Annotated in this window: 18 protein-coding genes; 8 read left to right on the top strand and 10 right to left on the bottom strand. The window is 41.7% G+C overall.

What is annotated here, in order from left to right; all coding sequences use genetic code 11:
- Nucleotides 1-40: 40 nt before the first annotated feature.
- Complete coding sequence (locus H6G26_RS12505) at nucleotides 41-469, bottom strand: hypothetical protein (protein ID WP_190729568.1); 429 nt, start codon at nucleotides 467-469, stop codon at nucleotides 41-43.
- A gap of 41 nt (nucleotides 470-510) precedes the next feature.
- A complete protein-coding gene (locus H6G26_RS12500) occupies nucleotides 511-2,319 on the bottom strand; it encodes an ABC transporter ATP-binding protein (protein ID WP_190729567.1) in 1,809 nt (602 codons plus the stop codon).
- Nucleotides 2,320-2,384: 65 nt separating this feature from the next.
- On the opposite strand from H6G26_RS12500, the gene H6G26_RS12495 reads away from it, so the two are divergent.
- From H6G26_RS12495 to rbsK, 3 genes are all read left to right on the top strand, one after another.
- Nucleotides 2,385-2,549, top strand: a complete 165-nt coding sequence (locus tag H6G26_RS12495) for a hypothetical protein (RefSeq protein WP_190729566.1) — start codon at nucleotides 2,385-2,387, stop codon at nucleotides 2,547-2,549.
- A 145-nt stretch (nucleotides 2,550-2,694) separates the two neighbouring features.
- Nucleotides 2,695-4,377 (top strand): SulP family inorganic anion transporter, encoded by a 1,683-nt coding sequence (locus H6G26_RS12490; protein WP_190729565.1) that lies wholly within the window; start codon nucleotides 2,695-2,697, stop codon nucleotides 4,375-4,377.
- Between the two features lie 136 nt (nucleotides 4,378-4,513).
- On the top strand, nucleotides 4,514-5,446 hold the full coding sequence (rbsK, locus tag H6G26_RS12485; protein WP_190729564.1) for a ribokinase: 933 nt from the start codon (nucleotides 4,514-4,516) through the stop codon (nucleotides 5,444-5,446).
- A 119-nt stretch (nucleotides 5,447-5,565) separates the two neighbouring features.
- Here rbsK and H6G26_RS12480 read toward each other — a convergent pair whose 3' ends face one another.
- Nucleotides 5,566-6,693: a hypothetical protein gene (locus H6G26_RS12480; protein WP_190729563.1), complete on the bottom strand. Its 1,128-nt coding sequence runs from the start codon at nucleotides 6,691-6,693 to the stop codon at nucleotides 5,566-5,568.
- A 188-nt stretch (nucleotides 6,694-6,881) separates the two neighbouring features.
- Entirely contained in the window at nucleotides 6,882-8,369 is a 1,488-nt protein-coding gene (locus H6G26_RS12475; RefSeq protein WP_190729562.1) for a galactose oxidase-like domain-containing protein, read from the bottom strand.
- A gap of 847 nt (nucleotides 8,370-9,216) precedes the next feature.
- Here H6G26_RS12475 and H6G26_RS12470 point away from each other — a divergent pair.
- The 5 genes from H6G26_RS12470 to H6G26_RS12450 all read left to right on the top strand — a co-directional run bounded on the left by H6G26_RS12470 (nucleotide 9,217) and on the right by H6G26_RS12450 (nucleotide 14,873).
- The gene (locus H6G26_RS12470; protein ID WP_190729561.1) at nucleotides 9,217-10,272 is read left to right on the top strand and encodes a glutathione S-transferase family protein; all 1,056 of its coding nucleotides are present in this window, start codon (nucleotides 9,217-9,219) and stop codon (nucleotides 10,270-10,272) included.
- Nucleotides 10,273-10,324: 52 nt separating this feature from the next.
- Nucleotides 10,325-11,209: an aspartoacylase gene (locus tag H6G26_RS12465; protein WP_190729560.1), complete on the top strand. Its 885-nt coding sequence runs from the start codon at nucleotides 10,325-10,327 to the stop codon at nucleotides 11,207-11,209.
- Nucleotides 11,210-11,493: 284 nt separating this feature from the next.
- On the top strand, nucleotides 11,494-12,480 hold the full coding sequence (locus H6G26_RS12460) for a polysaccharide deacetylase family protein (RefSeq protein WP_242053691.1): 987 nt from the start codon (nucleotides 11,494-11,496) through the stop codon (nucleotides 12,478-12,480).
- A 335-nt stretch (nucleotides 12,481-12,815) separates the two neighbouring features.
- Nucleotides 12,816-13,055, top strand: a complete 240-nt coding sequence (locus H6G26_RS12455; RefSeq protein WP_190729559.1) for a hypothetical protein — start codon at nucleotides 12,816-12,818, stop codon at nucleotides 13,053-13,055.
- Nucleotides 13,056-13,274: 219 nt separating this feature from the next.
- Nucleotides 13,275-14,873: an Hsp70 family protein gene (locus tag H6G26_RS12450; RefSeq protein ID WP_190729558.1), complete on the top strand. Its 1,599-nt coding sequence runs from the start codon at nucleotides 13,275-13,277 to the stop codon at nucleotides 14,871-14,873.
- Here the strand turns inward: H6G26_RS12450 and H6G26_RS12445 are convergent, their stop codons facing one another.
- The 6 genes from H6G26_RS12445 to H6G26_RS12420 all read right to left on the bottom strand — a co-directional run bounded on the left by H6G26_RS12445 (nucleotide 14,874) and on the right by H6G26_RS12420 (nucleotide 18,777).
- On the bottom strand, nucleotides 14,874-15,170 hold the full coding sequence (locus H6G26_RS12445; protein ID WP_199326833.1) for a PIN domain-containing protein: 297 nt from the start codon (nucleotides 15,168-15,170) through the stop codon (nucleotides 14,874-14,876).
- An 82-nt stretch (nucleotides 15,171-15,252) separates the two neighbouring features.
- Nucleotides 15,253-15,543: a type II toxin-antitoxin system prevent-host-death family antitoxin gene (locus H6G26_RS12440; protein WP_190729557.1), complete on the bottom strand. Its 291-nt coding sequence runs from the start codon at nucleotides 15,541-15,543 to the stop codon at nucleotides 15,253-15,255.
- Nucleotides 15,544-15,674: 131 nt separating this feature from the next.
- Nucleotides 15,675-16,238 carry a Uma2 family endonuclease gene (locus tag H6G26_RS12435; protein ID WP_190729556.1) on the bottom strand — a complete coding sequence of 188 codons (564 nt, stop codon included), beginning with the start codon at nucleotides 16,236-16,238 and terminating at the stop codon, nucleotides 15,675-15,677.
- Nucleotides 16,239-16,470: 232 nt separating this feature from the next.
- On the bottom strand, nucleotides 16,471-17,010 hold the full coding sequence (locus tag H6G26_RS12430) for a L,D-transpeptidase (RefSeq protein ID WP_190729555.1): 540 nt from the start codon (nucleotides 17,008-17,010) through the stop codon (nucleotides 16,471-16,473).
- Nucleotides 17,011-17,515: 505 nt separating this feature from the next.
- Nucleotides 17,516-18,031: a L,D-transpeptidase gene (locus tag H6G26_RS12425; RefSeq protein ID WP_190729554.1), complete on the bottom strand. Its 516-nt coding sequence runs from the start codon at nucleotides 18,029-18,031 to the stop codon at nucleotides 17,516-17,518.
- A 113-nt stretch (nucleotides 18,032-18,144) separates the two neighbouring features.
- Nucleotides 18,145-18,777, bottom strand: a complete 633-nt coding sequence (locus H6G26_RS12420) for a bifunctional 4-hydroxy-2-oxoglutarate aldolase/2-dehydro-3-deoxy-phosphogluconate aldolase (RefSeq protein ID WP_190729553.1) — start codon at nucleotides 18,775-18,777, stop codon at nucleotides 18,145-18,147.
- Between the last annotated feature and the right edge of the window lie 290 nt (nucleotides 18,778-19,067).

Below are 19,067 nucleotides of genomic sequence, written 5' to 3'. Positions count from 1 at the left end.
TTCTGCTTGCATCTATTAATCAACTTGAAGATTTAGGTAGTCATAAATTCAAAGTTTCACTCATCCTCTCTTCCAAAACTTCTAATAACCCATCCACATCCTTACCAACTTGCTCAAAACAAATCGGTGGCGCTGGTTCCGGTGCAAATTGAATTAACATAATTTCACCCTTACCAATCCCAATCATCACAACTTCCACTTCCGGTTTATGATTCTCAACAATTCCCAAAATTTCTTGCAGCCGATTTTCAACTTTAATATTTAAATTTTCTATCTGCTCTTTTGGACAATAAACAAAATGCGGCGTTGGTTGCAAATCAATACCAACAGTACCCTGACTGTTACCATTTGCTAACCACAATCCCCAAAACAGTGCTGCCAATTCCTGCTGATTTGCTTTTACAAACTTATTCAACTGGTGACGCCACTTGTTATCACCTGATTCTGGTTGACTATTGCCAAAAAACATAAATAATTCGTAATTCGTAATTTCAAAATAATGAGTGAAACTCACCTCAAACCTGATTGTACACGCCAGAGGCCGGAATAAATTCCATCTTTCTCTAGCAATTGTTCATGGGTTCCCGACTCTACTAATTTCCCATGTTCCATGACATAAATGCAATCGGCATTGCGGATGGTAGAAAGACGATGAGCGATCGCGATTGTAGTTCTATCTACTGTAATCCGGTCGAGCGATCGCTGGATTGCTGCTTCTGTCTCATTATCCACTGCTGAGGTCGCTTCATCTAAAATCAGAATGGGGGGATTTTTGAGAACTGCACGGGCGATCGCAATCCGTTGTCTTTGTCCACCAGATAACTTTTGTCCTCTTTCCCCCACAATTGTCTCATAACCTTGGGGCAAGTTAATAATAAATTCGTGTGCCTCGGCTATCTTCGCCGCCGTGATAATTTCTTGCTCTCTATTCTCAAAGCTACCATAAGCAATATTCTCTGCTACAGTGCCATGAAATAGAAAGACATCTTGACTAACCAAACCAATGCAACGGCGTAAATCTTGTAAATTCAAATTTTGCAAATCAATGCCATCAAGAGTAATGCTTCCCGTTTGCACTTCGTACAACCGCAACAAAAGTTTGACTAAAGTACTTTTACCAGAACCAGTTGAACCGACAATTGCAATAGTTTTTCCCGCCGGAATATCCAAAGACAGGTTTTTAATCACTGGAAATCTATCTTTATAGGCAAAATAAACATTTTTAAATTGGACTTCACCGCGCACTTCATTGACTGGTAATGATACATCGCCTGTATGAATAGCAATAGGAGTATCCAACAAATTCATGACTCGATTAGTAGAAGCCATTGCGCGTTGATATTGGTCAAAAGTTTCGCCTAATCTAGTTAAAGGCCATAGCAAACGCTGAATTAAAAATACTAATACGCTGTAAGTACCTACAGACATTTTTCCAGAAACTGCTGCCATCCCGCCATATAACAATAATGCCGTGAAACCCACCAAAATCAGCATCCGAATTAACGGCACAAAAGCAGCAGAAAGAGTAATTGCCTTGGCGTTGCTGTGTCGATAAGCATTACTATCTAATTCCAAACGAGAGGCTTCATAAGTTTCGGCAGTGAAACTTTTAATAGTAGTAATACCACTAATATTGTTTGACAAACGTGAATTTAGGAAACCTACCTTTTCTCTTACATCAGCGTAGCGAGGTGCAAGTAGTCGTTGATAAGCAAAAGAACCCCAGAGGATAAATGGCATCGGTGACAAAGCCATCCACGCCACATCAGGAGCCAAGATAAAAAAAGCAGCGCCAATAATTAGAACAGTTGCAGAAACTTGGATAATATCATTTGCTCCTCCATCTAAAAACCGCTCTAATTGGTTAATATCATCACTGAGGATAGACATTAAACCGCCAGTGCTGCGTTCTTCAAAGTAAGCTAATTCCAACTCTTGCAAATGTTTGTATGCATCCAAACGCAAGTCATGCTGAATATTCTGACCCAAATTACGCCAAAGTCGAGCGTAGGCGTACTCAAAAACAGATTCTAGTATCCAAATGATGACTGTCAGGAAGGAGATAATCAAAAATTGTTGAAAGACATCGCGTACCCCTAACTGGGCAATTATGGAATCCTGCTGTTTAACTACCACATCCACCGCGACGCCAATTAGGGCCGGTGGTGCCAAGTCGAAAAATTTATTGAGGGTAGAATAAGTAGTCGCCAGCCAAATTTGTTTACGATACTGGTGTCCATACTCAAGCAAGCGCTGGAGAGGATGCGTTGAATGTTTACGCCTTCTTGATGCCCGATGAGATTTTAATACAGTAGCCACGGCTTTTTGCGGTTTCGTGCTACTGATATTACCACGGAAAAAAGTTTTGAGTCTTGAGTCTAAAGATGGGCGATTACCTATACGGTACGCTACGCGATCGCAATTGTAGTTCTATCTACTGTAATCTGTTTGAGCGATCGCTAGATTGCCGCTTCTATGTCATTATCCACTGCCGAGGTAGCTTCATCTCAAACCCAAATGTCGCAGGGTACAAGTTAATAACAATATAATTTTGACTTTTTTGGGAGATGTTTATAATGAAAGGGCTTTTGCCCCAGGCATCTTTGAGGTTCCGGGTATTATGCTTAATTGCTCGCATATCATGTGATATCTATCTTTGCATCAACAAAGTTTGTATGAGAGTTGAAACGGAATATGGCAATATCTGATATCCTCCAAGAACCAAAGCCTTTGAGTGGCTTGTTTAAGGGACTGCGTGGCGATTTTACCGGAGGGCTGACAGCAGCAGTGGTAGCCTTGCCTTTAGCTTTAGCCTTTGCGGTAGCAAGTGGAGTAGAACCAAAAGCTGGACTTTACACGGCTATTGTGGCGGGAATTGTAGCAGCAATTTTTGGTGGTTCGTCAGTACAGATTACAGGGCCAACAGGTGCAATGGCTGTAATTTTGGTGGGAATTGTCGCCAAGTACGGCATTGAGAAAGTTTGGATTGCTGGGGTGATGGCTGGGATTATCCAGATTGCCTTGGGGGTTGCCAAACTTGGACAGCTAGTGAAGTTTATTCCCTATCCAGTCACGGCAGGCTTTACTAATGGTATTGCCGTGATTATATTTTGTGGACAATTAAATAATTTCTTTGGTTTACAACTACCGCGCAGTGAACATTTTGCGCCGGGGCTTTGGCAAAGCGTAACTCATGTAGAAGCTTTAAATTGGGCTGCTGTTGGGTTGGCAATAGTGGTGATAGCAACCACAGTTTTGTGGCCCAGGATTAATTCTACAATACCTGGTTCTTTAATGGGGTTGGTGTTGGCAACAGCGATCGCTTCTTATTTCCATCTGCATGTACCCACAATTGGCAGCATTCCGCAATCTTTACCGATGCCCCAAGGTATTCCCCACTGGAATAATTTTGGCTTGATTCGAGAACTGATTAATCCGGCTTTGGCTTTGGCTGCACTGGGAAGTATTGAATCGTTGCTGTCGGCGGTGGTGGCTGATGGGATGACAGTGAGCGAAAAACACAATAGCGATCGCGAATTAATTGGTCAAGGATTGGCAAATATGATTGTCCCATTTTTTGGTGGCATCCCGGCAACAGGTGCGATCGCTCGGACTGTTGTCAATGTCCGTTCTGGCGGCAAAACCCGGCTATCTGGAGTAATTCACGGCGTTGCCTTAGCCATTATTGTTTTAACTTTAGCACCTCTAGCAGCACAGATTCCTTTAGCAGCACTTGCTGGCATTTTGATGGTGGTTAGTGTGCGGATGATTGAGTGGGAAGCCATTGGTTTATTGATGCGTGCTACCTACTCTGATTTTGCGGTGATGATTCTCACCTGGCTAGTAACAATCTTGTTTGACTTAGTTCTCGCTGTAGAAGTGGGATTGATTGCAGCCGGAGCATTGTTCATCAAACGCATGAGCGATTTAAGCTTAGTTAAAATACCTGAAACCGAAGTATTTCCCCCTGGTACTCCTCTGGAATTAGGAAAAGAAATTGCTGTTTATCGCGTAGATGGCCCCGTATTTTTTGGTGCTGCTGAACGGTTTGCTACCTTCCTCCGCGATGAACCGGAAGTAAAATATTTAATTCTCCGGTTACGGTTTGTACCAAATATGGACACCACTGGGTTAGTCGCTTTAGAAGATATTTACCACGACTTAGAACGGCACAATTGCCGCTTAATTCTCACAGGTTTACAAACCGAAGTTAAAGAACTATTAGAACGGACAGGATTGTTACAAAAAATTGGGTTATCAAATTGTTTTGAAACAACAACAGATGCGATTTGCTCTATCTCTCCTCAAATTCAACAATGTTCTCAACCTGTAGCGGCTGATTTGAAAACAAAAGAATTGATGGAATTAAATGAATGATGATATTTTGCCAAAACATAGATACCTGTAACTAGACAAGGTATTGTTATTTATAGATATTTAGTTGTTTGAACCCTAGTGATCGCTTCCTGTAATATTAGGCTGAATCACTTTAATATCAACCACAATAAGCATCATGAGCCTTATCGTCTTCGGCAGCATAAATATAGACTTGGTAGCAACAGCGCCCCGGTTGCCAGTCGCAGGAGAAACGTTGCTAGGAGAAGACTTTTTTAAAGTTTCGGGAGGTAAAGGAGCTAATCAAGCCGTAGCATTAGCAAAATTGGGAATTCCTACCCAAATGGTGGGGCGTGTAGGTGCAGACAATTTTGGTGTGGAACTCGTCAACAATTTACAAGCATCTGGTGTCCAAATTGACAATATTTTCGTGGACGAAACTGTTAGTTCTGGAGTCGCTATCATCGCTGTAAATCATGCTGGTGAAAATCAAATTATTGTAATTCCTGGTGCAAATGGGTGTGTGAATCAAGAAGATGTAGAACGATTGTCCCACTTATTACCAGAAGCGACAGCACTGCTTTTACAATTAGAAATTCCGATTACTGCCGTGGTTGCAGCCGCTAAAGCCGCAAGAAAAACCAAAATAAGGGTAATTCTCGACCCTGCACCCGCACAAGCTGATTTTCCAGATGAACTTTACCCGTTAGTGGACATTATTACACCAAATGAAGTTGAAGCCGCGCAGTTAGTGGGTTTTCCTGTGGATGGAGAAGAAGTTGCAGCCAAAGCAGCTGGAGTTTTATTAGAACGGGGTGTGAAATGTGCGATCGTCAAACTGGGTGCTAAAGGTGTTTTTTGTGCTACTGCTGAGGAAAAGTTTTTTGTACCCGCGTTTCCAGTTCATGCGGTTGACACAGTAGCTGCTGGCGATGCTTTTAACGGCGGCTTAACGGCGGCACTTTTTGAAGGACTTTCTTTACATCAGGCAGTTGTTTGGGGTGCAGCCGCCGGTGCTTTGGCGACGACAAAACCAGGCGCACAAACTTCGCTACCGGATAGGTTTACATTTGATGCGTTTCTTAGGGAAAGGGCAGGGAACAGGGAGTAGGGAGCAGGGAGCAGGGGGACAAGAGGTGAGAACTTGAAACAAGTCTTTTCCCTTGTCCCCAATTCTCCTTGTCCCTAAGTCCTCTTACCCATGCCCAATGCCCTATTCTTCAATCCCTTCTACCCACGAGCAAGCGTAATCTGACTAGCGTTAAAGTCTTGTAGCCGAGTCATGTTTCCACTTTGCTTATCTACGTTATACACAGCATTAGGTGTCTCATACCTCATAGCTCCAAAGGCAAGGAGTTGACCTGTTGCAGAGCAAACTAAGCTTTGTAAGCCATTATTCCATGCTTGGCCATTAAATTTCAATTGTGCCAGTCTGATCGGGCTTTTTTGATTTGAGTCTAACTGCACCAGAGTTGTTTCACCATTCAATCCAACTAAGGACGTATAGAGTTTTCCGTCTGGGCATTGTGCTAGATTATTAGCCCGCTCATCGTTCGGGAATTTAACCTTACTAATAGAACTTATCTCTCCTGTTTCAAGGTTAATATCTACCAATGTAATAGGTGGTGTACCGTTATTCTTACCTACTAAACCCATGAGCCGCCCATCAATAGTGCCTAGCAAGCTCCCAAGCTGTTGATTCTGTTTAAGTCCTGAGACTATCAAAGTTTTTACAGGCGTACCCAAAAATGTAATGCGAGTAGGTGCGGCCTGTTTCTTACCAACGGTAACAGGAGTAATAGCTACGACAAGTGTGCCATCGCTTAAAGAAGTGAAGCCACTCAATGTCTCATTAGCTTCTACTAAAGGTTTAACCTGATCAGCAACTATGCCATTCCTTGGAGCAATGAGGCTATTCAATGTCTCATTAGACTCTATTAAACCTGTACCAAGCTGGGCAATGCTGCTATCGTTTAAAAAAGCGAAGTTACTCAATGTCTCATTAGACTCTACTAAAGCTGTACCGCGCTCGGCAAGTATCTGAGAAACTAGTGGACTTAGAAGCTGAACCTTTCCTGTATTTAAGGATTGCAAAACAAGGGATTCCAAAACAAGTCCTAGCCCTAGAGGCTTAATATCTGTGGGTACAATGTTTGGGACAGTGCTATCTAATTCAGTGATATCTACCTCTGGAACAACCGTTTGGTCGGTGGTGATGATAGAGCCAGAATCTATACCTATAATTTTGTAACTTGGTGCTTGCGCCAAAGTTTTGTTGCTTATATAACTAAGCCCAGATACTATAGTTCCACCAAGTACTAACTGGCCAAACTGCCGACGTGATAGCTTGTAACTCATATTTCTACTCCTAGAATTAATGACGTTTGTTAAGTAGCAGTGTATTAGACCTCTTGCATCAATCAAAAATAAAGAACTCTACCCCGCATTTGAGTACAAACGCTCCCTGCCCCGCAAGCGCAGGCAGAAGTTGAGGGTCGGGTATTAGAGACTTTTGCAAGAAGTCTATTGAACATAAACGGGTAAGGCTATGATACTTGCGTCCAGGTTGCTACTGAGGGTGTTCCATTATTGTCACTGATGAAAAGCATGTACCAGCCTGGTACTGCTATGTTTCGATTGGCTCTTAGCGTGACATTAAGAGAAGTAGCGTTCCTAGAATTAATCGGCACATCCACTAACCTTTGTTCTGTATCGCAGGAATGAGTAGTTGCCATTGGTCTAATCAGACTAACCCATTTAATATTGCCAGCCTGGGGTGTCTGAATAGTAAATTGCTGTCCATATTTTAATGCTTGAGGAGCACTCTGAATAATTGGTCGTGACCGCGACATATACGCAGGACTGTAAATTTCTAATCGCAGTTCATTGATAGTACGCCTAGGGTTCCCCCCAGCTGTGGCTACTCTACCATCTGGTAGGAGCAAGGCCACTGAGTGATATACGCGGGGGACATTTTGTTTAGCTACTACTGTCCAGGTTTTTGTGGCTGGATTGTAGATTTCTGCTGGCAGCATTGATTGTGTTAGGTCCTCATTCATTTTGCTCCCATTGCAAACAAACACTGTGCGATCGGGTAACAAAACTGCGTTGTGATGCATCCGGGCATAGTTTAGAGGCTGTGCTGCTACGTAAGTTGGGTTACTAGCTTTTAAATCTACAATATTTACCCTGTTTGTTGCGTTTTTACCACTACCCCCACCGATAATCATCACTTTTTGGTCTTGTGCAGGTGGTAAAAGCACACTGGTAGCTTGGTTACCGAAACTTGGGTCTTGTAGCCCTGGCACAACTTGTTCTGCAATGGGTTCGGTAAATGTCCCTGGCAGAGTTAGTATAGTTGGCGCTGCTCCGAAGTTACCGCCCATCTGAGCACCTGAATAAAAGATTTTTCCACTATTGAGTAGAAACAGATTTGCGTATTCTGGGTAGGAACGAGTTGTCGGAAAAGCGTTCCAACCATTTGGAAAGAGAGCAGAATAAATTTCTGGTTGTTTGTTGACATTGCCATCTTTGTCCGCCCCAGATATTACAAAAATCCGACCACTGCCTAGCGTTAACACAGTAGGATACCAACGACCATTATTCATTGGTGGTATCTTGACCCATTTCTCGGTAATGGGATCAAACAACAGACCAGAGGGTGAACCATAAAATGGGTCGTAGCGCAAAGTTCCACCCGCAACCACTAACCGACCATCAGGGCGGAAGGAGTGACCAGCGCAAAAAAGGTCAATAGGTTGATTGTTACTATTTAATGGAGCCTTCTGACGGGTAAAGGTTCCTTTATTTACATCCCAAACCACACTGTCATAGGGAGTATTTAACCGACTAGGATCATTACCTGAACCGCAGAAAAAGAATACTTTACCAGTACGAAGTAGAGCGGCATGTATAGGTAGGATTGGAGCATTGTACGACAATACTTGCCATTTGTCTGTGGTAGTAGCCTGAGCGATGAAAGTCCCTAAATCCGTTTCCTCTAGAAGGTTAGGGTTGTTATAAGATTGAGTCATTTTATTTACAATTATTCCTACGTAAATTTTTTGTTTTTGTTCTTTGTTTCAGTAACTTATTTCTAAATTATATCTATACTTTTTTAGGCTTCTCTAATATTAAGATGTAATGTTTTTTATAACAAGATCAGGTAAATACCGATTTTCTATTAGTAATTACGCGAGTATCTAATTAAGCTTTGTACTGTGTTTTCTCGGAAAGGAGGAACCATGCTTTTAAATATGACGTATATACCTCTCAGAGCTTGATATTGGGCATTAATGGCTAAAAATTTGTGTTTTTGACTTCGATTTGTGACTAAATTAAACACTCAGATGTCGCGCATTTGATTTGGACAAATAGGCAGGGTAAAATGCCTACCCCATAAGAGATTTATTTTTTGGAAGATGTAAATTAAAATTTTTATGTTTATTATTTGTTGACAAAAAAATAATTAGATAAAACTTTATTACAGGTATAATACACTACAAAATACATAGTTAATAGAATTAAGAGGATCGCGACATCACTCCTTAAGTCTTTGTTAAATAGATTGGCAATTTGTTACAGGAGATGAGCAAATTAAGCTGCGAAAAGTAAGTAGGTTTTTTAGATGGGACGATCGCTCTTGGCTGCGATACCTTTCCTACGGAACGCTACGCGTAGCTTGCTTCCCCGTAGGGGTACGATGGGCTTTGCCTACGCAAATTTGAGATGATTACGCTCAGAGGCGAGAGATTTTTCTAATCAGGATGATACAAAGCATAGTAAAGTAGAGTAGTAAAGCTCAGAGTGGGTTGTAAAAATCGAAACCTACTTAGTAGAAACAGTGGTAACGTCAATCGCTCCCAAAGCAAGATTGTCGCCATGAACAACTCAACTCCAATGAATGACCAGAAAAATCGTCCCAAAAAAAAGGGCAGGACACTCCCTCCCAAGCTGATCATTTGGCTGGGAAAGTTTGTCTGGACGACTATGTGGCAGATCATGATGTCAAAGCTTGCTCCTAGTAATCAGTCGGGAGCTTATATTCGTCCTAATAGCCAGTTTCGGAAGTTCATTGGCACAGAAGAAGGAAATCCTTACCCACCAGCAGCAGGGCGCTACAAACTTTATGTTGGGCTGGGCTGTCCTTGGGCGCACCGAACTTTAGTTGTGCGATCGCTCAAAAAACTCGAAGCAGTAATATCAGTATGTATCGTCTCTCCTTCTCCCATTGAAGGCGGTTGGATATTCAACGAGGAAGAAGAAGGTTGTCGCACACTGGCTGAATTTTATCAACTGGCAGAACCTGGTTACAGTGGACGCTCTACAGTTCCAATCCTATGGGATAACCAAACAAAAACTATTGTCAATAATGAGAGTTCAGAGATTATCGTCATGCTGAACTCTGAATTTAACGAGTTCGCCAACAATCCCACGCTCGATCTTTATCTAGAAGCACTCAAAGAAAAAATTGACTGGTGGAATGAGAAGATTTATCACGCGGTAAATAATGGTGTGTATCGCTGCGGCTTTGCCCAAAGTCAGGAAGCGTACAATCAAGCCTGTAATGAACTGTTTGCAACTCTCGATGAGATTGACATTGTATTGCACACTAGTCGATATCTGTGTGGAGACAATCTCACGCTTGCAGATGTCCGTTTATTCACGACGTTATTTCGGTTTGATAGCGCCTATTATGGCTTGTTTAAGTGCAATAGGCAGCGAATTCGAGACTATCATAACCTGGGAGCTTATTTACGCGATGTATATCAGCTTCCAGGTGTCGCTGACACCTGCGATGTAGAGAGTGTAAAGCGAGACTACTACGGAAACCTATTCCCACTCAATCCGGGCGGGATCATTCCCAATGGGCCTGATATGTCTTATCTTTATCAACCACATGGGCGCGATCGCATCGGTACGGTGAATGCTTCATAAGGTACATTGAGAACTGATACCTCGATGGCTGTATTCTGGAGTTGGTGTAATCGTGAACCAGATTAATCGAGTTGCAATTGTCGGTGGAACTCATGGTAATGAGTTTACGGGGGCATACTTAATCCAAAAATTTGCCCAGTTTCCTGACTTGATTGCTAGGCCAAGTTTTGAGACAGTCACTCTGTTAGCAAATCCTAACGCTTTTGCGGCGGGGAGACGATATGTAGAGAAGGATTTAAATCGCTGTTTTCTCAAGCAAGATTTACAAGATCCGACTCTGAGCAGTTATGAAGAATTACAAGCTAAATCAATACAGGATACTCTAGCATCAAACAGGGATAAACAAGCAGATTTTATCTTAGACTTACACAGCAGTACAGCTAATATGGGCCTGACAATTATTTTGGTAAACAGTCATCCCTTAAACTTGAAATTGGCTGCTTATCTGAGCCAGATTAATCCTTTAGTTAGGGTTTATCGTTGCTCTTTTAAATCAATTGAAGAAAACCCCTTTGTAAATTCCCTGTGCGAATTAGGCTTTGCGATCGAGGTTGGCCCCATTGCCCAAAGACTCTTAAAAGCGGAGCTATTTCAACAAACAGAGGAACTTATTTCTACGGTTCTGGACTATATAGAAGGGTTGAACCAGGGTGCAATTCCATCAACTAACGAAACGTTGATTCTCTATGACCATTTATCAGTTGTGGACTATCCAAAACAACAGGATGGTAAAATCTTTGGGATGATTCATCCAGAGCTTCAGGATAAGGATTATCAAGCCTTGAACCCAGGAGATCCGATTTTTATAACTTTTGATGGTAAAACAATTGTTTATGAAGGCGCATCTACCGTTTGGCCGATTTTTATTAATGAGGCAGCTTATTACGAAAAGGGAATTGCAATGTGTTTTACCCAGAGGCAACAAATCAATATATAGAATGTGTAAAATATTTTTTGTATGATCGCTTTTTATTGGAAGTAATGATATAAATTGAGCATCCAAATCATCAATTACTTCTATAATCTAGTGCGATGTCTGCGACGGGCTACGCCTACGCTAAAACTTACTTATACTTTTAAATGTGTCTTGGTTATGATATATTGATGACCTGAGATTTATCCTAAAACCAGCGCTGGGTCGAAGAACAAAATTTGAGCGATAAAGCCCAAATCTAATACTATCTATATTTACCTTTAATAATTATCCAAATACTTAAACTCATGATGAAAACCAAGCGACAAGGAAACAAACCAATAGCTAGTCTTTCTTTAGATTTGGATAATGTTTGGTCTTTTCTAAAAAATCAGGGCGCTCCGGGTTGGGAGACTTTCCCCTCTTACTTAGATATTGCAGTTCCTCGTTTCTTAGATATTTTTCAGCAATGGGATTTGACAATTACAGTATTCATTGTGGGCCAGGATGCGGCGCTGGAAAAGAACACCAAGGCATTACAAGCGATCGCGATCGCAGGCCACGAAATTGGCAATCATTCATTCTACCATGATCCTTGGCTACATCTGTATTCAGAGAATGAGATTGAAGAAGAAATCGCCTTGGCCGAGAAACATATCAAGCGCGTCACTCATCAACATCCTATCGGCTTCCGGGGGCCTGGATACAGTTTTTCTCCTGCGGTATTGAAAGTTTTAGCACGACGGGGATACGAATATGATGCTTCAACTTTTCCCACATTTTTGGGGCCTATTGCACGAGCGTATTATTTGATGACTTGTAAACTGAGCAAGGAAGAACGGAAGAAACGGGAAGCCCTATTTGGCGGTTTCAAAGAGGGTTTGCAGCCTCTGAAACCTTATCAGTGGAACATGGGTAAGGATAAACTCACTGAAATTCCCGTTACGACGATGCCAATTTTTAAAGTGCCAATTCACTTCAGTTACATAATGTACCTAAGTACATTTTCTTCGGAAGTAGCGTTACTCTACCTGCGAATTGCCCTGTGGCTGTGTAAACTTATGCGTGTCCAGCCTTCTTTGCTATTCCATCCTACAGACTTTGTAAGTCAAGAGGATGTGCCAGAGCTATCATTCTTCCCTGGAATGAGTCTCCCCACGTACAAGAAGCTAGCAATAGTGAACAAAAGTTTAGAACTTATATCCAGTCAGTTTAATGTTTTGACTGTTGGACAACACGCCAAATCCGTAGCAGGTGACCATCAACTACCTGTATTAGTGCCTCAAAAGAGGTAAAAATATCAGCTATGCGATTTATCAGTCCAATTTTTATCCTTAATTACAGGCAAAGTTAACTTTGACCTGTTTTTGAGAAGGAGAAAGCAGTGTTGGCAAAAGATAAATTTATTTTTATAATAGTTGCCTATTCCAATGCCTTTATTAAAAACTTCTGGTGATATCCCTTCCCCAGGGGTTATTTTTTTTAGATGCGATGTCTAATCAGATTTTTTAATAGTTGTCTAGGTTTTGAACAGCAACCAGTTTTCTTAAAACCAGCTGACATTTGCTAGCAAGTATGTGTAAAGTAATTGAGAGTGAATCACTATCTCTAATTTTTGACACATCTATCTATGGTTAGAAAAACGCAACGTCTTTTGCTGCTAGTTGTTTGCTGTAGCATAACTGGTGTAATTTTAGGGGGTACTGCTGCTTGGGCAGAAAGTAATCTCTGCTTGGAAGACACTAAGGTTACAAGTGAATGTCTAACCCAAGATCCAATGCAAAAAACTATACTAGGAATGAGTACCGGATTGGTAGCTGGGGCTGGGGCCGCTTGCGGCGCAGCATGGCAGTTACGGCATGAAGATTGAGTTAAAAGTTAGGAATAGAGCTTTAAAGGTGGTGGTAGCTATAGCAAAACTATTGATTTTGCATCAAATTATTTTTTGCGTAGCTTGCCACCGTAAGCATCGCCTGTTTAATTTTGCCAAACGACCGTTGGATTATCAATTGCATTGTTGATGGCTTATAGAGAATAATCAAAAATAAAGTAATCTTGGCCTCTTCGTGCAAGAGAATAAATATAAAATATGGCGATCGCAATCGATTTTGGTACTAGCAACACAGTCATTGCTCGTTGGAACCCTGTAACCCAGCAGCCAGAAACCCTGAATTTACCAGGTTTATCAATTAAACAAAGTCTCAATCCACCACTGATTCCCAGCTTGGTTTATGTTGAAGACGCAACAAAAAATCAAGTCTTAGTAGGGCAACAAGTACGCGATCGCGGTCTTGACCTCAAAGGGGAAACCCGATTTTTCCGCAGCTTCAAACGCGGTATCGGTGCAGATATCCAAGGTTTCTTACCCGAATTAGATGGGCAAATTGTCACCTTTGAGCAAGTAGGGCAATGGTTCCTCACCAAAGTAATTGAAGAACTAGCACCCTTGGAAGGGGGGTTAGATTCTCTTGTGTTAACCGTACCTGTAGACAGTTTTGAAGCTTATCGTCACTGGTTGGGGACAGTTTGTCAAGCCCTTCCGGTCGAACAGGTGCGAATGCTAGATGAACCCACAGCCGCCGCCTTGGGTTATGGCTTGGCAGATCAAGAAATTCTTTTAGTGATTGACTTTGGCGGTGGAACTTTAGATTTATCCCTTGTCCGGTTAGATCAAAGCGTGCAAGCAACCACAAAGCCGCTCGGATTTCTCCTCAAGTGGGGTAATAAGTCTCTGGCTGAAGATTCAAAGCAAAAAGTCAAAACTGCCCGTGTATTGGCGAAAGCTGGGCAAAATTTGGGCGGTACTGATATTGATAATTGGTTGGTAGATTACTTTGCCAAAACTCAGGAATTGGCGATAAGTCCCTTGACAACAAGATTGGCAGAACGGGTAAAAATTCAGCTATCAACTCAAAATCAAGCTAGTGAAGTTTATTTTGATGATGAGACATTTGAAAGCTATGAACTGGAATTAAACCGTGATACTTTTGAAAATATCCTCAAAGAACACGCATTTTTTGAGTTGCTAGATGAGTCGATGACGACACTGTTGCAGCAAGCAAGACGGCAAGGAATTGAACTTCCTGATATTAATGCAGTTTTGTTAGTTGGTGGGACAGCGCAATTACCAGCAGTGCAGACATGGATCAAACAGTATTTTGAACCAGAAAAAATCCGTTGTGAACGTCCCTTTGAAGCGATCGCTCAAGGTGCATTACAATTAGCACAAGGGATACAAATTAAAGACTTTCTATACCATAGTTATGGTATTCGCTACTGGGATCACCGCAATCAGCGTCACAAATGGCATTCTTTGATTAAAGCTGGGCAAGCATATCCGATGAGTCAACCAGTGGAATTAGTCTTAGGCGCTTCAGTGGAAAATCAGCCCAGCATTGAACTAATTATGGGAGAATTGGGAGCAGATACGGGTAGTACTGAAGTTTATTTTGATGGCGATCGCTTAATTACTCGCCGGATGGACAATACTGAAACCAGCGTCAAACCCCTCAACGATCAAGAAGGTGCGAGGACAATTGCCCAACTGACACCAGCTGGATATCCTGGAAGCGATCGTATAAAAATCCTCTTTCAAGTTGATGAACAGCGCTTTTTGCGAATCACCGTTGAAGACTTGTTAACCAATGATACGCTGTTGGAAAATCAACTTGTGGCACAGTTGAGTTAATTAACTAAAAGGATTTAAAAGTGGGATACCGCAGCCATCAAAATCCCGGATGTTGCGCGTTACTAAAGTCAATTGATGAATTTGAGCAGTAGCAGCAATTATCATATCTGCTTGGGTATGTGTTTTCCCACTTAATCTTAGTTGACCTCGCAATTCACCGGAGCGCTTGGCAATTTCAATGGTGATAGGCAATACTTGACAGTTATTTTCTAAAAAACTCTCAAACCATATTTGAATTCTAGGGTTAGGCTTGGATGTCAGTCCGTAAAATATTTCTTCAACAGTGATTGCACTCAGAACTATTGAAGAAACTCTTTCTGCCTATTTCAGTACACCAGAGTTAGGTTGTACTCTTACTAATTCGCTGATAATGTTAGTGTCACAGAGAAAAGTTATCGATGGCATCAGCGAAAGGCTTAAGACGGTCTTGGCGGGAGGGTACTTCGAGAATATAATCTTCTTCGGCAGCTATCTGACGTAGTTCTTTGAAGGCATCAGCTAAAGAAAACTTTTCGCGTTGCTTGCGCCACTTCAAAAATTCTTCAAACATCTCAGCTTCGACAACAACAGCCACCAGTTCATTTTGGTTATAGATGAGTTGCGGTTCTTTAGTTACGGCATGAATTAGTTCGGAGAACCTCTGTTTCGCTTCTGCAATTCTCCAGTTCATTCTCCTACCTCTTTTATTCATAATCATGTCTATTATAGACATGATTTATATCTATATTTGTTTTTCGCCAGAGAGCGATGTCTACGATGAGCTATTTGCCGTCGTACCTTATCATTCCAGGCGAGTTATTTCTAACCACCCATTTTTAACCATCCAAAAACTTGATTGACGGTTAATGCAAGTTGAATTTCTGGTAATACAGGCAAAAAATCTTCTCCTTGGAGTAACACTGGTTGTTGCTCTGGTAGAAATACCAAAATACTGAAATCATCAGGATCAAGAAACCATCCAAGGCGGCTACCATACTTTAGACAGTGGAGAATATTTCCAATTACTTTGTTGGGTTTTTGTTCTGGCGAAAGAATCTCAATCGTCCAGTCCGGTGGAAGTTCAAAATTATCAGGTACTTCATTATCAACGGTGAACGGTATGCGTCCCCACTGAAATACAGCTACATCAGGTACAATTGACCGTTCCCCAAAACTACACCGTAATTCGGGAAATGCATAGGCAATTTTCTGATTCTCTGTGACTTCATTAACAACAGCACCGAGTTTGCCTTGCAAGCGGCTGTGTCTCCCTTTTGGCATTGCCTTAGAAAGAATCTTACCGTTAATGTATTCACTTGCAGGCTTTGTTTCTGGGAGCTTCAGAAACTCCTCCAGGGTAAGTAGTTGAGTAGTTGAGTAGCTCATAGCTCCTAAATCCCTCGAAGATGTGTTTTTAGTCTAGGAGTGATGTAAGCTGTTACGCATTTAATTTGCACATTGAGATCGCAGGGGGGCAGGGGGCAGGGAGCAGGGGAGAGGGTTTGCAGCTTTTATCACCCTAAAAATGGTGCAATTTAAATGACGATTAGCTTAGGATGCGTTTACCGAGTGTAACGCACCCTACATTAAAGGCAGAATTGCAACTCTTAATTACGAATTATTTCCGCACCACTACTAAAGTTCCATTCCTAGCCCAGTTGTAAACATTGCGTGCTTGCTTAACGGGTAAATTCACGCAACCGTGGCTGACTGGAGTTCCAAAACGATTATGCCAGTAAGCGCCGTGGATGGCATAGCCTCTGTAGAAATACATTGTGTAAGGAACATCAGGAATATTGTAGCCTCTGCCTCGCATCCGGTGAGTGCGATACTTAGAATTAATCCGAAATCTACCTATAGGTGTAGGGGTCGATCGCTTGCCTCCAGAAATGCGATATGAATAAACAAGTCTTTTACCTTCCCATGCACGTAAGCGTTGCTCTGACAAATCAATTTCAATCCAGCGAGTTTGGGATGTTTGCCTAATATTAGATGCAGTGATGTTGTTTTCATTCGTTGACGCGGCTGTTGCTGTACTAAAGTTCGGTGTACCTGCTAAAGGTGGTGACCAAGAAAATAAAGTTGTCATCATCAGGGCCACGCCTGTACAAAAAGTTCCTGAAGAACGAATCCTACCACTGCGAATCCAATATTGCATTATGCCTTGCCTTATAAACTACGCAAAAATTATGAAGTGAAGTAATTTTCTGGAAAATTACAAATTTCCAGATCGGCTACTCACTTTCTGTTGAGGATTTACGCAATTCATCCGCTAATGCTTTTCAAAACAAGTCCTAAGCTAATCTGCATCCAATTTGCACATTTTTCATTTGTCCTTGATCAAATGATGAGTTCTAACTAATGACCAATGACTAATGACTAATTACAAAGGACAACCTTTACCAAAAATCTGTCATTTAAATGCCTAAATACAAACTTTCCCCAAAGTTATATTTGCATTTTTAATTTCACACAGTAATTGTCAGGATTCACGCTTATTTTATTGGGCAAATCGTTAAATGCCCTTTTCTATATTTTATTTCAAATTCCGTAATTCCGACTCCGAAGATTCCCAGCATAAAATATTGCTGGGAATCACTCAATTGTCTTGATTTGTTGTTATTAATGATTTTCTCTAAATTGCTTTTTGGTTGCTTCACCTACTATTTCTGAATTACTACTGGTGTTCCTACCGATGCCCACTCAAATAGCCATTTAGCATGTTTCGGTGCGAGATTTACACAGCCGTGGCTGACTGGAGTGCCAAACCTTTTATGCCAGTAAGCTCCGTGAATACCGTAATTACCTTGGTAAAACATTGCATGAGGAACATTGGGAACGTCATAGCCGCTTCCCCGCATCCGTGTAGTTTTGAACTTGGATTGAATATTAAAAGTACCAATAAGAGTGGGAGTGGATTTTTTGCCAGAGGAAATAGCACTTCCATAAACCACTCTGTCACCTTGCCAAGCTATTAATCGTTGCTTTGAAAGATCAATTTGAATCCAGCGTTTATCCGATTGTTGTAATGTCTGGATTTTTTGTGCAATCACTTGATTTTTAGAATTCGCCCAAACTTCACTGGTTCCAGTAGTAGTAAAAACACTTACGGACAGTGCTGTACCAGTGAGGAGGATTTGTAAGCGACGCACCCAGTCAGAATAAATCAGTTTTTTCATTTTAGATACACTCACACTTAAATCATCAAGTCTTGAGAAACTTATCAGTTTTCACCTTTATTTCCCTATCTATTACTTTAATAGACGTGAACTTTTGATGATTTGATTCTAAGTTAACCTAACTGTTGTACCAGCTTTTTCGCTCCAGATGCGATCGCTTCCCAATTCTCCTCTGTGACAAGCTTTTTGGGAAATAATTCACCGCTCAAACCGACAGCGATCGCTCCGGCTTGTAAAAATTCTTTAGCATTTTCTAAAGTCACGCCGCCAGTAGGAATTAAGGGAATCTGACCTAGTGGCCCTTGCAAACTTTTGATATAGTCTACTCCTCCCACTGCTTGCACAGGAAACACTTTTACACAACTAGCGCCCTGACTCCAGGCGGTAACAATTTCTGTAGGAGTCATAGCTCCTGGGATGATGGGTACATCTTCTTTTTGTGCTGCTCTAATCATTTCTGGGTCAACATGGGGTGTAAAGAGGAATTGCGCCCCAGATGCGATTGCTTTTTGTAGCTGCTGCACATTGAATAGCGTACCAGTGCCAATGGTACAGGCTGGTAATTCTGAACGTAATTGACTGATTAATTCCCCAGCGCCATCGCTATTCCAGGTAATCTCAATTAACTGCATTCCCCCAGATGCTACAGCCATTGCCATTTGCTGTCCCACTTCGATTTTAGGGGCGCGGATGACTGCGATCACCCGATGTTTTTGCAACTGTGATAACCAAATTTGATTAGGCATTTTGACTGGAAATTAGCGATTGGGAAACTCGATGCCCCTTTTGGGAATAAGGGTAATGGGGATTAAGGATTCAAGATTGAGCTAATATCAAGCAAATCTTCCCAGTCCCTATTCCCCAATACAAGCGTGACATAATAAGAGCGATCAACTCTCAAGCTTGCTTCTTGTATCAAGTTATGTTCACCTAGCCAGGACTTACGCAACTGTCACAAGCAATGGCGCGGTGTAGCCGCGCCGTGCGCCAAACAACTAGGCAATAAACATGGGAACATTCGGACGTTTTAGTTGCT

The organism is Nostoc sp. FACHB-888 (genome assembly GCF_014696655.1).
Taxonomy (GTDB): domain Bacteria; phylum Cyanobacteriota; class Cyanobacteriia; order Cyanobacteriales; family Nostocaceae; genus Nostoc.
Note: the sequence above shows the minus strand (reverse complement) of the source record. Positions and strands in the feature narration are given on the sequence as shown.